Here is a 17360-nt window from a genome sequence, read left to right on the forward strand (position 1 = left end):
AAATTGCCATAAAAGCACTGGAATCTGATGCGCAGAAAAAGAACCTTATCTCTAAAATTAACGCTTCTCAAGTTGATTTAGATACTCATAAAATCAAAGAAAACTACTATGACCTTATCGTTATGGCTAACTTTCTTGACAGAGCAGTTTTGGCATCTGCCATGGAAGCACTAAAAAAAGAGGGAATACTTTTTGTTGAGACATACATGGTAAGTGATGGAAATGAAAAACAATCAGACCAAAACAACTTGCTAAAGAGCCAAGAACTGAGAGAGATTCTAGATGACTCATGGGATATTCTCTACTATGATGAGTTTGAAAATGAAGACTATGAGATATACAAGATGAAAAAACAGGTAGTAGTTGCGAAAAAGACAAACTAGTAAAACTGCAAACATCTCATATGATATACTTTCATCTATATAAAACAAGGCTATATCGTGCAAAATTCATCAAGTAAAACACAAAAGTTCATCCTAAAATTTTTCCCTGAGATCATGATTAAAGGTTCTTCGGCAAAACGACAAATGGTAGGACAACTCTACACAAACCTTATCACTTTACTAGAGCGCATTCACGCTGACATCAAAGTAAGAAAGTTTTCTGACAAAATAGAAGTCTTAACACCTGTCGACATGCTTTCAGAAGTAAGAATAGTTCTTATAAACACTCCGGGAATCGAGCAAGTACTTGAAGTGCTACAGTTTGATGATATGGACAGCCTAAGCAAGATAAAAAACAAAGTTGGTGAAATCGTAGGTGACAGCCTGAAGAATAAAACTTTTTCAGTTAGAGCAAAACGCACCGGTACACATAGTTTTAAGTCCACTGAACTTGAGAGAACTGTAGGTGGTTATTTACTAGCACATACAGATGCCAAGGGTGTTGATCTTCACAATCCGGAAGTAACTGTAAAGATGGAACTGATAGAGAGTCAGCTAAATATTATCACTACAAAGTACAAAGGTCTAAGCGGTTTTCCTATCGGGACACAAGGCGATATTTTATCTTTGATGTCCGGAGGATTTGACTCGACTGTTGCATCTTACCTGACTATGAAAAGAGGAATAAAAACGCATTTTGTATTTTTTAACCTTGGCGGTATGGCACATGAGATAGGAGTCAAGCAAGTAGCATTGTATCTATGGTCTAAGTTTGGTTCATCTCATAGGGTTAAATTTATATCTGTACCTTTTGATGATGTTCTTACTGAGATTTTTCGCTCTACTGCACCAACATATATGGGAGTGACACTTAAACGTCTAATGATTATGGCATCCCAGAAGATAGCTGATGAACTTGAGATAGACGCACTTCTAACTGGGGAGAGTGTTGCACAAGTATCTTCTCAGACGCTTAGAAATCTTGCAATAATTGACCAAGTAAGCAACAAACTGATACTGCGTCCACTCTCAACTATGAATAAACCAGACATCATGTCTATTGCAGACGACATAGGAACACGACACTTTGCAGAGAGTATGCCTGAGTATTGTGGTGTTATTTCACAAAACCCTATCATTCACGGCTCTTTTAAGCGCATGGAAAAAGAGGCTAAAAAGTTCGACTATAGAGTACTTGATAAAGCTGTAGAAGATGCTAAATCCATCTATGTAGATGAAGTTGTAGATGACGTTAGTAACCTAGCTGCTATCGAAGTCGTAAGTGACTTAGACTCAGGTGATTATGTGGTTATAGATATTCGCGCTGAAGATGAGTGTATACAGACATCATGTGAATCTATCAAAATACCATTTCATAAACTAAAAACAGAGTTTGACAAACTTCCAAAAGACAAAGAGTATCTTCTCTACTGTGAAAAAGGCATCATGAGCCAGCTACACGCACAATACTTAAGAGATGCCAAAAAAAGTAAAAATGTCAGGGTTTACAGACCTTTATAATAACGCCCTAGATTCAGGGTGCTCTTTTTTTTTAAACTTTAATAAAAATGCTTTAAGTACAATAGTCTCAATAAACATTAAAAGGCTATTTATGAAAACTATACAACTATTGATGCTTTTATTTGGAGCAATAATTCTTAGTGCGCAAGAGATGCAGAATGTTCCTGGAAAATGTGGAAGTTCCATGAAAGTTCCAAAAGCTAAGCAAGAGACTACAAAAGATGAATCCAAAAAGTCTGTTGACTCTAGGTTTTCACCTAAAGCTTACCAAAAAGCAGACTGGACTAGAGAAATACCAACCAACAATCAAGACTATCCAAGAGGTAAAATCAGGACTCATTAAAAGTTTTATTTGGATAGTGTACAATACGCAAAATATCTACAAGGTTACATGTTATGCACGAACAAATCATAGATGCACTAAAAGAGCACTACTCAAGAGACCTACGAAAACAAGTTGTTAAATCCGTACTAAAAAATGAAAAAGATAACGATAAGGAAGCTTTAAAACCTTCTTACAACATCTTAAACCAAATATTTTCATATATTATGAGTGAACTCAACTGGAATATCTCTAAAAATACAAACGATTGGGATGACACACCACTTAAAATAATTAGTGAAGTATTTCCCCGTATTGAGACTACACAATGGTACAAAGACCAGCAGCTTAGTGTAACAAAGTCCATAGACTTAGAAGGTGATTTTAATTAGATGAGAATATTTTTAAAGTCTTTTATCTTCTTTATATTTTTATCATCACTTTTACAAGCTTCATCATTTGACATAAAAAAAATGCAAAAAGATTTTCACGATACGGTAGTTTTAAAACCACTATATGAAAAATATAATGAAAAATCTTTAGTAGACAAAGCCGTCAAAAAAAGAGCTAAAAAGTTTCGTGTCTATAACTACTACTGGAAAAAAGCTAAAATACAACTCTCAAAAAAACGTAAGTATCTCTCCTCTTCGCAGTTTTTGACTTTAGTGGATCTCTCCAAGCAAGTACTCATAGTTGTTTTATGGGACAATGAGGCTAAAGACTTCTACCCTATAGGCTTTGACTTTATATCCAGTGGAAACATAAAAAGAGAAAAAGAAGTCACAAATGGAGATGACCATTACTTCAAGACACCTGCCGGCTTTTTTAACATAAAGAGCGGTTGGCGTTCCGACGGTGAGACTTACAAAGACAACATAACGATGCCATACGGTAAAAAAGACAGCTTTGTCTTTTACTTTGGCGAGCAAAAAAGTATTCGCTACAACTCTTTTGATGCGAACAACACAAAGATAAAAGACCCTAAAAAATGGAGACTGATAACTGACAAACTAAAGTTTGCCATGCATGCACATATCAGTACGGCTCCACTGGGAACTCCTCAGTCACACGGATGCATACGTATGAGCAGTGACATGAATCTTTATCTAGATAACAACCTAGTCTTTTTCAAAAATCTGTACAATGGAAAGAAATGGATACATCCATATAAAAAACCGCCGGTAGAACCTAAAAATCATGAATTGGCAGGCGAATATATGCTGATTTTAAACAAAGTTTATTAGCCAAGGATAATCTCAATGCATATAGACTTGACACAAGGTGTCATCAAAGAGCATATTATAAAACTTGCAGTACCTGCTGTCATAGGCTACTTCTTTCACACAATGTTTAATGTAACAGATACTATCTTTGCGGGGATGATATCTACTCAAGCTCTAGCTGCACTCTCCTTGTCAGGATCTATATTTTTTATGGTTTTGGCTATAGGTATTGGTATGAGTGAGGCAGTAACTTCTCTAGTGGGAAATGCTTTTGGGAAAAAAGACATAGCAAAAGCCGAACAGACTGTTCTAAACTCATTAGTATTTGCAGTTATTCTTTCTATATTTCTAATTACAATTGGTATTTTAGGTGTTCCTTACTTGGTAGATGCACTTGGTGATCCTTCTTATGTGTCTGAAACTTACGAGTACATCAATCCAATCTTGTATGGATCTTTTCTCTTCATAGTAGCTTTCTTTTTAAATGCTATATTAAATGCGACCGGTGACACCATATCATTTAGAAATATCTTGATCTTCACTGCTATTTTGAATGTATTTTTAGACTACATCTTCATAATAGAGTTTCAATTAGGTGTTAGTGCTATAGCTTATGCGACACTTATATCTGAGGGAATTACGGTTATATATCTCTTTTACAAAGTTAGAAGAACAAAAATCTGGTGTGGCTGTAGTAAATTAAAGCTAAATATAGACATAATGAAAGAGCTTCTAAAACAAGGTTTTCCACCAAGTATAAATATGTTTATGATGGCATTTGGTATGTATATCATCACTTACTTTGTAGCACCTTTTGGTAAAGAAGCAGTTGGAGCATTTGGTATAGGAATGAGAATAGAGCAAATCTTTCTTATGCCTGTAGTTGGGATAAATATCGCTGTTCTTTCCATAATTTCTCAAAACAATGGAGCTAAAACTTTTAGTCGTATTCCTGAGACCGTAAAACTTGCAATTGGTTATGGATGGATGATATCTACTTTAGGAGTGGCATCGTTTTTTATATTTGGAGAGTTTTTAGCTTCACTTATGACATCTGATCCTTTAGTTATAAAACAAGCTGCATTATATCTTCGTATTGCCGGACTTGCTTCCTATGGGTTTGTAATTATCTTTGTCTATATAGGGATGCTTCAAGGTATAGCAAAACCGGCCGTTATCTTTCCAGTAAGTGTCTACAGACAACTAATCGCTCCTATTATCGTGTTTAGTGCTTTAAGCTATTTTGATTTTGGAATATTTTCTATGTGGGTGGGATTGGACTTGATTATCTTTAGTTCAGCCATATATCTGTGGTGGTATTCAGAGAAGAAGCTAAAGCTTCTCTCTCACTAACTCTTTTAACTCTTTAATCTCTAAGTGCAACTCTCTTAGCTGTAGAGTAGTACTGTCCTCATGAACATGAAGTTCATCTACAACACTGCTAGTCTCATCTTTATTTATCTCAGCCATAGCATCTACTACCACAGCTACGATTAGGTTTATCATGATAAATGTTACCATAAATATAAACGGTATAAAGAACGTCCAAGCATAGGGATGCACTTCCATGATAGGTCTTACTATTCCCATAGACCAAGACTCTAAAGTCATAATCTGAAAAAGTGTGTAAAAAGACTCTCCGAGTGTACCAAACCAAAGAGGAAAACTCTCGCTGTAAAGCTGAGTTGCCATGATGGCAAAGATGTAAAAGAACAACATCAATAGTGCCGCGATAGAGAGCATTCCAGGAATTACACTCACAAGAGCCATAACTATCTTTCTCATCTGAGGAACTACCGTTATAAGCCTAAAGAGTCTAAATACTCTAAGTATTCTAAATATCTCAAATCCTCCAGTTGAAGGCATCAGAGAAACAGCTACTATAGCAAAGTCAAACAGACTCCATGTATCTTTAAAAAATGACATTCTGTGAGCGTAGATGCGAAGCATGATCTCTATAGTAAATACAGTAATAACCAGCTTGTCAAAGATATGAATAACAGAACCATAACTCATCATAAAATCTTTTGATGTCTCAAAGCCCATAGTGATACCATTGATAATAATTAGAGCTATTATGAAGTTTTGGAATTTACTATTTTCAACAAAATTTTTAATGTTTTCTTGCATTAAAATCCTTAAATATAATATTTGAAGCGGATTTTATCAAAGAAATATAAATCATTAAATATTTGATATCATTTGTGGGATTCTAGGTTGAGATAGTGGTCTTAATATATCTTCATCAAGCTTCTCTTGTGTAAAAAGTTCTAAGTAGCGATGCTTCGGTGACGTAAATATATGATGGATAGTTATATCTGTTTTATACAATTTATAACCTTTAGTTAGTTTTTAACATAGACTCATTTAAGGGAGCGTTAAAAATAGGCTATAATTCGCTCAAACTTCCAAGGAATTAGATGTCTGAGCAAATAAAAAAACCTAGTAAAAAAAAGTATTTCGACAATGTTAGTGTTGGTAAAAGAACTAAACAAGTAGTCCATTTCGTAGAACAACACGACAAAGCTGCTATGTTTGAGCAGATAATAAAAAACATTCCAAATAAGCAGACTGTAGTTGTAACTAAGAGTAAGCGCAATGCAGATGCTCTACACTCACACCTTAAAACTCAGGGCATCCAAGCTCTTACTGTACATGGAAACCATAGAGCTGTGCAGTTAGAAGAAGCCACAAAAGCTTTTAACTCATCTGAGCTAAATATCATAATCACTACTGATATGATTTTAAAGTCTCTTGAGCTTACCAACATTCAACTCATAGTTAATTACGACTTACCTATTGAATATCCAGAGTACTTTGTACGTTTAGATCATGTTGATGAAGTTGGTGAGTCTATATTATTAGTAGGTCCTGATGATAAATCTACTCTGCAAATCATAGAAATGAGAATGAAAATGGAGATTCCAGAAGAAGAAGTTGAAGGCTTTGTAGCTACGGAATTTGACGCAAAAAACACTCAGACAAAAAAAGATAAAAAGAAAAAACCTCGTCACCGTAATAAAAAGAAAAAAACAGACACTTTAAAAGAAGATGAACAAGAAGAGACTACTCAAAGCGAGTAAGTTTCTAATCCAACTTTTTTAAATATCCTAAATAAAAAGACATTAATAAGCTTTTCTTTAATTTAATGCTTCTCTTTTCTGAGCATTATTGTAAAACAAGCACCTTTGTCAAGATTTTTCCATTTTAAAGTACCATTCATATGTTCTTCAACAATTATTTTAGACATATAAAGACCAAGACCAGTACCATTTTTAGATTTTGATGAGACATAAGGTTCACCAAGCTTTGGCAATATATGTGCAGCAATTCCTTTGCCATTGTCACATATTTCAGTATTTATAAATTCTTCATCTTCATAAATTGTTATTGATATTACTGGATCTTTTGTATTGCTTTCAAGCAAAGAATCTTTAGCGTTGTTTATAATGTTTATAAAAACTTGATTTAGTTGACTTTGTATTATTTCTAAATTATTTATACAGTCACAATCTATTTCAACTTTTATATTATTATTTTCTATACTTTTTTTAATCATATTCATAGTGCTATTCATTATATCGCACACTGAAATATTCTCTTTTTGAAAGTCACTTTTTAAAAAATTTCTAAAATCATCAATCGTTTGAGATAAATATTTTACCTGAGCTTGAACATCATCAGAATATATTTCTAGTTCTTTTGGTGTTACCTTATTACCTAGTCCTAAATCAAGTTTTAGATTATTACATATCATTCCAATAATCGATATCGGCTGTCTCCACTGATGAGCAATCATAGCGATCATGTCACCCATAGCTGCTTGACGAGCTTGCACTATAAGCATCTCATCTTTTTGTTTTAACTCAGATTCATATTCTTTTCTATCACTAATATCATGAATAACAAGTCTAAAAACATCATTTGTAAAATCATCTTCATTCAAACTTGTTTCCAATAATGCCCAAAAAGTAGTACCATCACTCTTTGACATTCTCAGCTCAATAGAGTGCTGCTTATTTAAAATTTTAAATTTTCTTCTAAACAGATAATAATCATCCTGATCATCTATAAAAATAAATTTTGTGATAACGTCATTTACAATATCACTATATTTGACATCAAATAATTTTAAAGCTGTATCATTAACTTCTTGAATTATAGAATTATGATTTAATTCAAAATATCCTACTGGTGCTTTATTGTATAAATCTAGATATCGTTGTTTAGTTTTTTCTAACTCATTCTGAGTTGATAAAAGTTCTTCATTTTGCATCTGAAGCTCAATTTGATGCACTTGAAGTTCATGTATTATAGTTTTTTCATCTTTGGTCGAGAAGTCTATGGAATTGTCAACATTTTCAGAAAATATCTCTTCAGCTTTTTCTCGAAGAGACAGTTCAGAAGTTTTTTTCTTAATCATGTAGACTCTTTTTTTATTTCACGCTCTGTTGTAGCAATTGCATACAACTCTCCATCTTCATTGATTAGGGCTGTGGATATGAGCAGAATATCAACTATAGAGCCAGATTTTGTTTTTCTCTTGGTCATATATGGTTTTATAATTTCATGTTTGCTCAGCTTTTTAATATTTTCCAACTCTTCATCTGTCATGTCATTTGGTATTCTATCTTTGATATTTATCTTAAGTGCTTCGGCTTCGTTCCATCCATACATTTTTTGAGCCATTGGATTCCATGCCAGAGTGTTTCCTTCTAAGTCTTGTAATGTAATAGCATCATTTGAATCTATGATGATAGTTGCCATTCTCATCAATTCATTATTTTTTTTATTTAAAGTCTTTTTCATCTCTGTGATTTGTGTAATATCCACAAAGGTGATGACGACGCCTTCTATGATATTTTCTAATGTACGATATGGTTGGATTCGCATCATAAACCAATTGCCATCTGTTGTCTGGACCTCTATCTCTTTTGGAATTAAAGTGTCCAGAGTATTTTGAATGTCATCTTTTAGTTTGTCATAATCAACTAAGTTTGAGGCTATGTGGTTGAGTGGTCGTCCTATATCTCCTGGAAGTAAGTTTATGACTTTTGTAAGTGCCGGGGTAAATCGAAGTATACATAGTTGTTCGTCAACAAACACTGTTCCGATATCTGTACCTGCTAAAAGGTTGTTCATATCATTATTGGAGCGTGATAAATCCGAAACTTTTATCTGCAACTCAGTATTTACGGTTGAAAGTTCTTCATTTACAGATTGGAGTTCCTCTTTTGAAGTTTCAAGTTCTTCATTGCTAGACTGTAATTCTTCATTCATAGATTGCAACTCTTCACTGAAAGATTTTAGTTCTTCGTTGGAATTTTCTAATTGCTCATTGGCAGTTTTTAGAAAATCCTCTTGCTCTTGAAGCTCTTTAGTGAGTATATCTATCTTACTTTCTGATTCTGATTCTGAAAGGCTTCCTTCCTTTGAAGCAAACTTTATTTGCTCCTCTTCGGAGATAAAAACTTCTTCAAAAATCACCAAATAAAGTTGAGATTCTTGTGTTCTTACACTATCTTCATTAATTGGAACAACTGCTATATTTACTTTTACAAAGTTCTTGTTTACTTTTACTTTTAATCCCAAACTATGTACGGTTTCTTTTGTTTGAACTGCTTTGTGAAGGGCAACACTAATTCCGCGTTTTAACCCTTTTCGCGCCATTTTAATAATGTTATTTACACTCGGTTCCCCAGAAGGCAGTTCAAAATATGTTCCTGTATGACCGTGAAGATAAAAAATATCTCCTTTATCATTTACAAGTGTAGCAGCGTTTACAACATACTCAAGCAGTGCATGTTCTGTTAACTCTTTGAATGGTAACCTCAATGAAGAAATTTCTTTTTTAATTACCTGCGGTTCTATTGAGCGCAAGGTATCAGTATTAGGGAAGATTTTACCCATATTGATGTTATGCCTATGGTTAAAATGCTCTTTACGCTCATAAATATTTGATTTACTATCTATCAAAGAAAAAAGGTTCTCATTATCACCTATTGTTTCAGAACTTCCTAAAAATAAAATCCCACCAGGATTGAGAGCATAGTGAAATAAAGGGATGACCTTTTTTTGCAGATTTGCATTCATATATATAAGTAAATTTCGGCAACTAATAAGATCCATTTTTGAAAAAGGTGGGTCTTTTATGAGATCTTGCTCAGAAAAAATCAACATGTCTCTAATATTTTTATTAATTTGATAAGTGTTCTCATTTGACTCTGATTTAAAAAAGTGTGATAATCTGTCAGTGGAAACATCTGAAGCAATATCTGTAGGATATACGCCTGCACGTGCTTTGGCTATTGCTATTGGATCAATATCAGTAGCGAAAATCTGAACAGTATAATTTTTTTGAATCTTTAACATGTGTTCTTTGATAAGAATAGCAATAGAATACGCTTCTTCACCCGTTGAGCAACCCGCCGTCCATACTCTAATAGTGTCGTTTATGGATTTATTAATAAAGAGTTTAGGAATGATTTTCTCTAAAGACTTAAATGCATCTGTGTCTCTGAAAAAATTTGTCACACCTATAAGAAGCTCTTGAAAGAGAGCATCTATCTCCGAGGGTGTTTGTTGAATGTATGTTACATATTCCCCTATCTTCTCAATCTGATGTAACGCCATGCGCCTTGCAATACGACGGTTTATAGTGTTTAACTTATACTGTGAAAAATCATGCCTCGTGTTTGAACGGAGTATTATAAATATTTTATTAAGTTCGTTTTCATGCTTTTGATCAATAGTTAATTCATCCTTACTTCTAAAGTGAAAGGCATGTGTAGCATAAGAGACTAGCTGAGTTGGCATTTCATTAGGTAGCAATTCAAAATCTACCAAACCGGTAGAAATTGCACTGCTTGGCATACCGTCATATTCTGCTGAAATTGGCTTTTGGGCAATCACCATTCCGCCTTCTTCTTTGATGGCTTTAACACCTTGCGTGCCATCGCTTCCTGTTCCTGAAAGTATAATACCTATAGCTTTTTCATGCTGGTCTTGAGCTAAAGAGCGAAAAAAGAAGTCAATAGGAAGACGGTGACCTCTAGGAGTCGGAGGCTCAAGCAGTTGAAGTCTTCCGTTTATAAATGCCATGTCGTAGTTTGGTTTGATAATATAGGTACAGTTTGGACGAACTTCCATTCCGTCTTCAACCTCATAAACTTTCATTTTTGTATGTCGTTGGATAATCTCTGTAAGGATACTTTTATGATCAGGTGCAAGATGTTGAACCAGCACAAAAGCCATGTTTGGGTCTATCCCTGTAGGTATAGCAGAAAAAAAAGCTCCAAACGCTGAGATGCCACCAGCTGAAGCACCTATTCCAACTATAGGGAAATTTAGCTGAGTATTTTTTTCTTTACTATTAGATTTTCTTTTGGGCAAAACAATCTCCACTTATATTTAAATATATGACATAAATATTTAACAAATTATATCATATATTTAACTTTTTTTACAGAAGTATATGAAAAAATATGAATAATAATTGGAGGTTAGTCTTTAAAAACTTGTTTATAAATATAGTTTATTTTTCCTTACTTTGAACTGAAAGTATACTTTTGTAATATTTTAGTTTTACAGAATCTTGGGCTATAAAATGTTTTAAAACCAAAAAACTACATAATCAACTCTTCTACAAATGGCAAAGAAGCTCTTGAAGCCATTAACAACAAACCTGATCTTATAATCTTAGATATAGAGATGCCAATTATGAATGGTTACGAGACGATAACTAAACTCAAAGAAAGCAAAAAAACTCAAAATATTCCGGTAATCTTTCTTACATCTCCTACAAAACCTAATGTTATAAAAAAGATATTTAACCTTGGAGCATCTGACTATATCTCAAACCATTTGTAACTGAAGAGATGCTAGCCAGGGTTGAGAAAGAGACAAAGAAAGGTTCCATAGTTAAAATTATGGATTTTGATGTCTAAATAAGCACTTCTTAAATATTCCTAAACAAAAAGACATTTTAAAAACTGACAAGTAACATTAAATATTGTCTAGATACAATTGCTAAAAATAATAGGAATAGATTATGAGTAATATTACAAAAGAAGAAAAAATCAAAGGTACTTTTTTCGGTGCTATAGTTGCTGATGCACTCTGCTTGGGTAGTCATTATGAATATGATGCCAAAAAAATATATGAAGCTTATGGTGAAAAACCTATAGAGAAGTTTATGTCACCAGGAGAGATGATGGGTGGACAGACTCATGGTATCGGCTGGGGCGAGAGGAACTACCATCCGGGTAAAAAAGCCGGTGGAACTACTGACTATGGTGATTACAATATCTTAGTCTTAGAGCATCTGGCGGCAATTGCCGATACTCCAAGACCTTTTAATGTTGCTAACATGATTCCACACTGGATGAAGAGACTTGAAAACAACTGGGGCTCTTGGATATGCACTATGACAAAAGAGACTTATGCACAAGTAAAACAAGGTGTACCTGTTGAACGTCTAGGTGGAATCTCAAACGCTATGGCTATTCGTCATGTTGCAGCACACGCTTACTATGACAGTGAGAGCGAGATAATAGATGTGGCAAGAAAGAGCATGTTTACCCATAAGGATGTTCATGCTCTTGGCGGTGGAGAATTTTTTGCTCGTGTTACTCATAGGGTAATAAACGGTATAAGCCCATCAGATGCCATACAAATGGTAGCTGTAGACATGGGTGGATTTTTTAGTGAAAAAGTCTCTCAGGCTATTGCAAAGGTAAAAGAAGCTACAAATGAAAACTCAGCACTTTACAAGGAACAGTTTGCTGATGATTTGGCAATTACTAGTATGGCTAGATTATGGGATGTAGGTCGCTCAGAGCCTATAAAAGTAGGAAAAGCAAGTCCGACTGAGGGAACACTTCCTGGGGCTGTGTACTTCATACTTAAGTATGCGAACGAAGAAGATGGGCTTAAAAAAGCACTTCAATCTAACGCTATGGTTGGTGGGGACAACGCTTCAAGAGCTATAGCAATCGGTATGGTCCTTGGTGCATACAAAGGTATAGATGCTATTCCAAAAGAATGGAAAGAGACACTTGATCAGTGGGATTATTGTGAAGATATGCTAGGTACTCTTCCACTACTTAAATAACCTCGTATCATAAACCGTCTTTTTATGTGGACTCAGCTATAATTTCCTCAAATCTTCAAGGAATCAATTATATGTCTGAGCAACTTAAAAAAACTAACAAAAAAAAATACTATGACAATATCAGCGTAGGTGCAAGAACTAAACAAATAGTTCATCTAGTAACAAAACAAGACAAAGCTTCTATGTTTGAGCAATTTATTAAAAACAGTGAAACTAAGCAAACTGTTGTAATTGCAAGAAGCAAGCGCTCAGCTAATGATTTGAGTACATACCTTGAGGCTCATGATATAAAAGCTATGATTGTTCATGGAAACCATAAACTAGCACAATTGCATGAAGCAGCTCAAGCTTTTAATAGCTCTAAAATAAATATACTTATTACTACTGATATGATTTTCAAATCACTTGAATTAACAAATATACAAGTTATGGTAAATTACGAACTCCCAACAATGGAAGATGATTATTTCATGCGTCTTCGTTATGTTGATGAGATAGGAGAATCTATCTCTTTTGTAACTCCTGAAGAAGAATCAACACTTAACAATATTGAGATAATGATGAAGATGGATATTCCTCAAAAAGACGTTAAAAACTTTATACCATCAAATCCTAATGAAGATATAAAACCTGCTAAAGACAAAAAAAAGAAACCACGCCATCGTAAACAAAAAGCAAAAAAGAAATCAGAACAAGATAATAATTAATGAATCTACTATCTAAAAATGCACCGCTAGAAGAGTCAATAAAAAAGATGAGAAAAGTACTCTCAGATGTAGGATGTGAGACAACTTTTTCACAACAAAAACATCCTCTAGAAAACTGCTACTCTGTAAACCTTACTTCAGTTGAATCACCAAGACATATATACTCAAACGGAAAAGGAATAGTCTCAGATGCTTCTATAGCCAGTGCTTTGGGTGAGTATATTGAGAGACTTCAGACAAACAACTTTTTTATTGACTTTTATCTTCCAAATAGAAAATACTATCCTGATGAAGTTGCTTTTGAGTTTGGCGAAGACTACTTAAATGATGAATTACGTGAAGTTTACAATCCAGACAAACAACTAAGTGACGATGACTTAGTTGACTTTAACAGTGATTATGAAGATAAGGTTGTCGCTCTTCCCTTTATAAAACACTCAACTAAAGAAAAAGTATATATCCCACTAAACATATTAAGTAATCTCTATGTCAGCAATGGCTTGGCAACTGGAAATACACCGATGGAAGCTCAAGTTCAAGCTTTAAGTGAGATCTTTGAACGTTACGCAAAAATAGAGATCATTAAAAATGGATACTCTCTTCCAAAATTTCCGCAAGAAGTTGTAGAGTTATTTCCAAGGGTTTATAAAGATGTAGTTGCACTTAGAGAACTAGGCTACATTGTCGAAGTACTAGATGCATCACTTGGCGGAAAGTTTCCTGTTACTGCTATTTCACTAATAAACTCAGAGAACTCCACTCTCTTTGTATCTTTTGGAGCACATCCGATTTTAGAAGTATCGTTAGAGAGAACTATGACAGAGCTTATGCAAGGACGTTCTTTAGAAAACCTAGATGCATTTGAAATACCGACTTTTGATATGAGTATAGTTGCAGATAGTTTTAACCTAGAGTCTCATTTTATAGATTCAAACGGGAAACTTGGATTTGGATTTTTAAGTACTAAAAAAAGCTTTGAGTATTGTGCTTTTGATTATGCCGGTAAAACAAGCGAGCAGGAGTACGACTATCTAATGAATATTTTAAACAAGATGAAAAAAGAGAGTTACTTAAGAGAATATAACTATCTTGGTTTTTACTCTTGTCAAATGATAGTCCCTGGTGTATCTGAAGTATATCCGATAGAAGACTTGGTATACAACAACAAGAACAATGGCAAAGAGATTCGCGATATGGTTCTAAACTTCACTGATTATGACCCTCAAGATATTATGATAAGTATTGAATCGCTTGAAGATTCACTAAATATGGAAAAATATATTGGTGTTATATTTGAAAACAATTTCACAATGAGAGAGTTTAAAGCACAAATACTTCTCTTACTAAGTGAGTATGATGAAGCTCTTGAGCTGCTTGAATATTCAGATAACAGACTTGGACATATTATTGTAGAACTTGCTCGTATGGAAGAGTTAGAGTTAGACTTCCAAGAATATGAAAATGCTATGTATAATATTTTCACGCAGCAAAAAGTTCAAAAAGCCTTGCGAATATTAGACGGTGATGATTCTCTTATAGATACAACACTTCATAGTGACTATCATAATATGCTGGCTATGTATGACCGCCTAGAGAGTAAAAAAGCATGAAAAACGAAATAGACTTAACGGTAAAGCCGGAATTTATAACTGATTATAAAGATGGTTACCCGCTAATTTCAAAAGAGTCTGTCGTTGACTGGAGCAGAGCTACAGATGAAGGCACTGTATTAAACCTTGTAGATGCCAAAGGAAAGTTCATTGTCAAAGGTTATTACGGCATCCAGAACAAAGGTTATGGTTGGGTATTATCTTGCGATGCAGATGAATCTATAGATGCTACTTACTTTTCAAAGAAAATAAAGTCTGCGATAGAGTACAGAGAATGTTTCTTTAAAGATGAAAACACTACAGCCTTTAGAGTCTTCAATGGTGAAGGTGACGGAATCGGCGGCTTAACAATTGATTATTTTGACGGATTTTATATGCTGACTTGGTACTCAATTGGGATATATGAGCTTAAAGAAGAAATTTTAGAAGCTCTTAAATCATTAGTTGAGTATAAAGGAATCTATCAAAAAAAGAGATTTGATGCTAAAGGAAGATATCTCGATGATGCTGATGATTTCATTTGTGGACAAAAAGCCGACTCTCCTATAATCGTAAAAGAAAATGGAGCTAACTTCGCCATATACTTGGATGATGGAGCTATGGTCGGAGTTTTTTTAGATCAAAAAGATGTACGAAAAACAATACGTGACACCTACGCAAAGGGCAAAACAGTACTCAATACTTTTTCTTACACGGGAGCTTTCTCTGTTTTTGCAGCCCTTGGTGGTGCAAAAAAGACCACAAGTGTCGATCTGGCAAAAAGAAGCCTTAGTAAAACACAAGAACAATTTAGAGTGAACAATATAAATTCGTCTGCTCAAGATATTATAGTTGAAGATGTTTTCAACTACTTCAAATATGCTGTAAGAAAAAAGTTTTTATTTGACTTGGTAGTTCTTGATCCTCCTAGTTTTGCAAGGTCTAAAAAACATACATTCAGTGCTTCAAAAGATTATGTAAAACTTTTAAAAGAAGCTATCCAAATAACCAATAAAAATGGCGTTATTGTTGCTTCAACAAATGCTTCAAACTTTAGTATGATGACATTCAGTGACTTTGTATTTAAAGCTTTTAAAGAGTTAAACGGGAAATATAAAGTAGAAAAGAGCTTCTCCCTGCCAAAAGATTTTAGAGTAAATGATAAGTATAAAGATGGAAACTATCTTAAAGTAATGATTATCAGGAAAACAAAATAATTACTTTTTTTAATAAGGTAGTCTTTATAAGATGATATAATATTGAAAATCAAGGATATAGAAAATGAATATAATTAATATATCTAAACAAAAAATATTTAATAATCAAAACCAATTATTTGCTTACGAGCTTATTTTTCGAGATAGTGAGAACCATGCAGCAAGTCTTTCTTGCAGCGTTAAAGGAACTGCTAAACTAATCCTTAGTTCTATCAGCAGTACTGAACTTGATAAGTTACTGGGTCAAAGAACCTTAGCCTTTATTAATGTAGATGCTCAAACATTAACAAAAGGTATTCTGGATGTTTTAGATAATAAACGATTTATTTTGAATATACTAGAAGACATTGAATTAGATGAAAATATAATCGCCAAAATCATTCAGTACAAAAAAAGAGGTTTTAAATTTTCTCTTGAGCATTTTGATTCAAGCGCTGAGATGATTAAAAAGTTTAGCAGACTCTTTAACTTTATAGATATTATCAAAATGGATGTTGTCCTATCAGAACTTCCAAACCTAGAAAAAGTAAAAGAGAAGTTTAAAGGAACTAGGATTAAACTTTTAGCTCAAAATATTGAGACTAAAGAAGACTTTACAAAATACTCACAGATGGGGTTTGATTATTTTCAAGGTTACTATCTAGATAAACCTGAGATAATGGAAATAATAGCCTCAAAAGAACCTGCTCAAGTCATTATTCTCCAACTTATTAAAATTATTAAAGATAACGACACTACTGAACAAATAGAATCATTTATAAAAAAACAACCTGACCTCTCTTTCAAGCTTGTCCAATTTTTCAATAACTCTAAAAAGTTTGATGTACAAGTAGAATCTATAACGCAAGTAATCACTCTTATGGGTAGAGAAAAACTATTAAGGTGGTTGATGGTTTATCTATACTCTGAAGCTTCACAAAATCCTGCTTCTAAGACAATACTTTCACTTGCTATAAAAAGAGCAGAAAGAATGGAAGCAGAAGCTCAACCTAAACAAAAAGACAAGGCCTATTTGGCGGGGATGTTTTCGATGCTAAGTTCTATTTTTGAGACAGATATTAAAGAGTTGATGAATCATATAAATATGGACCACGATATCACTTCTTTGGTATTAGAAAAAAAAGGTATTTTTGCAGGTAGTCTGCTTAGAGCAGAAGATGCAGAGAAAGAATATTTAAAAAAGATTATGTTGGCTAATTTTGAAAAATTACATACTACTGATCTGATTTACACATTAGAGTACGGTGGAGTTGATATAGACGATAGTAAACTTTAGTTTTAAAGGA

16 protein-coding genes and 1 pseudogene are annotated in these 17360 nt (G+C 33.8%); 13 read left to right on the forward strand and 4 right to left on the reverse strand.

All coding sequences use genetic code 11. The features are described from left to right. From ABZC13_RS07470 to ABZC13_RS07495, 6 genes and pseudogenes are all read left to right on the forward strand, one after another. Nucleotides 1-383, forward strand: a pseudogene (locus ABZC13_RS07470) (tellurium resistance protein TehB); the annotation flags it as partial. A 57-nt stretch (nt 384-440) separates the two neighbouring features. Beyond that, on the forward strand, nt 441-1904 hold the full coding sequence (gene thiI, locus ABZC13_RS07475) for a tRNA uracil 4-sulfurtransferase ThiI (protein ID WP_373001927.1): 1464 nt from the start codon (nt 441-443) through the stop codon (nt 1902-1904). 91 nt (nt 1905-1995) lie between these two features. Beyond that, nucleotides 1996-2247, forward strand: coding sequence for a hypothetical protein (locus ABZC13_RS07480; protein ID WP_373001929.1), 252 nt, complete (start codon nt 1996-1998; stop codon nt 2245-2247). 53 nt (nt 2248-2300) lie between these two features. Next, nucleotides 2301-2618: a hypothetical protein gene (locus ABZC13_RS07485; protein ID WP_373001931.1), complete on the forward strand. Its 318-nt coding sequence runs from the start codon at nt 2301-2303 to the stop codon at nt 2616-2618. Next, nucleotides 2619-3470: a L,D-transpeptidase gene (locus ABZC13_RS07490; RefSeq protein WP_373001933.1), complete on the forward strand. Its 852-nt coding sequence runs from the start codon at nt 2619-2621 to the stop codon at nt 3468-3470. 15 nt (nt 3471-3485) lie between these two features. Continuing rightward, complete coding sequence (locus tag ABZC13_RS07495) at nt 3486-4802, forward strand: MATE family efflux transporter (RefSeq protein WP_373001935.1); 1317 nt, start codon at nt 3486-3488, stop codon at nt 4800-4802. Here the strand turns inward: ABZC13_RS07495 and ABZC13_RS07500 are convergent. Then, nucleotides 4782-5579: an ion transporter gene (locus ABZC13_RS07500; protein WP_373001937.1), complete on the reverse strand. Its 798-nt coding sequence runs from the start codon at nt 5577-5579 to the stop codon at nt 4782-4784. The two genes, ABZC13_RS07495 and ABZC13_RS07500, sit on opposite strands and share 21 nt — an antisense overlap. 54 nt (nt 5580-5633) lie before the next feature. After that, nucleotides 5634-5780, reverse strand: a complete 147-nt coding sequence (locus ABZC13_RS07505) for a hypothetical protein (RefSeq protein ID WP_373001939.1) — start codon at nt 5778-5780, stop codon at nt 5634-5636. An 89-nt stretch (nt 5781-5869) separates the two neighbouring features. Between ABZC13_RS07505 and ABZC13_RS07510 the strand changes: the two genes are divergently transcribed. Then, complete coding sequence (locus ABZC13_RS07510; RefSeq protein ID WP_373001941.1) at nt 5870-6532, forward strand: helicase-related protein; 663 nt, start codon at nt 5870-5872, stop codon at nt 6530-6532. Between the two features lie 62 nt (nt 6533-6594). Here the strand turns inward: ABZC13_RS07510 and ABZC13_RS07515 are convergent, their stop codons facing one another. Both ABZC13_RS07515 and ABZC13_RS07520 read right to left on the reverse strand, forming a co-directional pair. Then, nucleotides 6595-7872: an ATP-binding protein gene (locus ABZC13_RS07515; protein WP_373001943.1), complete on the reverse strand. Its 1278-nt coding sequence runs from the start codon at nt 7870-7872 to the stop codon at nt 6595-6597. Continuing rightward, nucleotides 7869-10841: a CheR family methyltransferase gene (locus ABZC13_RS07520; protein ID WP_373001945.1), complete on the reverse strand. Its 2973-nt coding sequence runs from the start codon at nt 10839-10841 to the stop codon at nt 7869-7871. Before ABZC13_RS07520 ends, ABZC13_RS07515 begins: the two co-directional genes overlap by 4 nt. Before the next feature lie 240 nt (nt 10842-11081). On the opposite strand from ABZC13_RS07520, the gene ABZC13_RS07525 reads away from it, so the two are divergent. The 6 genes from ABZC13_RS07525 to ABZC13_RS07550 all read left to right on the forward strand — a co-directional run bounded on the left by ABZC13_RS07525 (nt 11082) and on the right by ABZC13_RS07550 (nt 17350). Further along, on the forward strand, nt 11082-11318 hold the full coding sequence (locus ABZC13_RS07525; RefSeq protein WP_373002078.1) for a PleD family two-component system response regulator: 237 nt from the start codon (nt 11082-11084) through the stop codon (nt 11316-11318). Nucleotides 11319-11499: 181 nt separating this feature from the next. Further along, nucleotides 11500-12561, forward strand: a complete 1062-nt coding sequence (locus ABZC13_RS07530) for an ADP-ribosylglycohydrolase family protein (protein WP_373001947.1) — start codon at nt 11500-11502, stop codon at nt 12559-12561. Nucleotides 12562-12632: 71 nt separating this feature from the next. Beyond that, nucleotides 12633-13268, forward strand: a complete 636-nt coding sequence (locus tag ABZC13_RS07535) for a helicase-related protein (protein WP_373001949.1) — start codon at nt 12633-12635, stop codon at nt 13266-13268. Further along, entirely contained in the window at nt 13268-14878 is a 1611-nt protein-coding gene (locus ABZC13_RS07540; RefSeq protein WP_373001951.1) for a YcaO-like family protein, read from the forward strand. The genes ABZC13_RS07535 and ABZC13_RS07540 overlap by 1 nt, the downstream gene beginning before the upstream one ends. Further along, entirely contained in the window at nt 14875-16074 is a 1200-nt protein-coding gene (locus tag ABZC13_RS07545) for a class I SAM-dependent rRNA methyltransferase (RefSeq protein WP_373001953.1), read from the forward strand. The genes ABZC13_RS07540 and ABZC13_RS07545 overlap by 4 nt, the downstream gene beginning before the upstream one ends. Before the next feature lie 64 nt (nt 16075-16138). Continuing rightward, nucleotides 16139-17350 (forward strand): EAL and HDOD domain-containing protein, encoded by a 1212-nt coding sequence (locus ABZC13_RS07550; RefSeq protein WP_373001955.1) that lies wholly within the window; start codon nt 16139-16141, stop codon nt 17348-17350. The last annotated feature ends 10 nt before the right edge of the window (nt 17351-17360 follow it).

This window comes from Sulfurimonas sp., assembly GCF_041563035.1.
Lineage (GTDB): Bacteria > Campylobacterota > Campylobacteria > Campylobacterales > Sulfurimonadaceae > Sulfurimonas.

Bases quoted from the DNA above. Each gene is read 5' to 3' on its own strand.
- ABZC13_RS07490 (WP_373001933.1), top strand. From the start codon at position 2,619: ATGAGAATATTTTTAAAGTCTTTTATCTTCTTTATATTTTTATCATCA.
- ABZC13_RS07530 (WP_373001947.1), top strand. From the start codon at position 11,500: ATGAGTAATATTACAAAAGAAGAAAAAATCAAAGGTACTTTTTTCGGT.
- ABZC13_RS07545 (WP_373001953.1), top strand. From the start codon at position 14,875: ATGAAAAACGAAATAGACTTAACGGTAAAGCCGGAATTTATAACTGAT.
- ABZC13_RS07495 (WP_373001935.1), top strand. From the start codon at position 3,486: ATGCATATAGACTTGACACAAGGTGTCATCAAAGAGCATATTATAAAA.
- ABZC13_RS07480 (WP_373001929.1), top strand. From the start codon at position 1,996: ATGAAAACTATACAACTATTGATGCTTTTATTTGGAGCAATAATTCTT.
- ABZC13_RS07535 (WP_373001949.1), top strand. From the start codon at position 12,633: ATGTCTGAGCAACTTAAAAAAACTAACAAAAAAAAATACTATGACAAT.
- ABZC13_RS07500 (WP_373001937.1), bottom strand. From the start codon at position 5,579: ATGCAAGAAAACATTAAAAATTTTGTTGAAAATAGTAAATTCCAAAAC.
- ABZC13_RS07485 (WP_373001931.1), top strand. From the start codon at position 2,301: ATGCACGAACAAATCATAGATGCACTAAAAGAGCACTACTCAAGAGAC.
- ABZC13_RS07515 (WP_373001943.1), bottom strand. From the start codon at position 7,872: ATGATTAAGAAAAAAACTTCTGAACTGTCTCTTCGAGAAAAAGCTGAA.
- ABZC13_RS07510 (WP_373001941.1), top strand. From the start codon at position 5,870: ATGTCTGAGCAAATAAAAAAACCTAGTAAAAAAAAGTATTTCGACAAT.
- ABZC13_RS07550 (WP_373001955.1), top strand. From the start codon at position 16,139: ATGAATATAATTAATATATCTAAACAAAAAATATTTAATAATCAAAAC.
- ABZC13_RS07540 (WP_373001951.1), top strand. From the start codon at position 13,268: ATGAATCTACTATCTAAAAATGCACCGCTAGAAGAGTCAATAAAAAAG.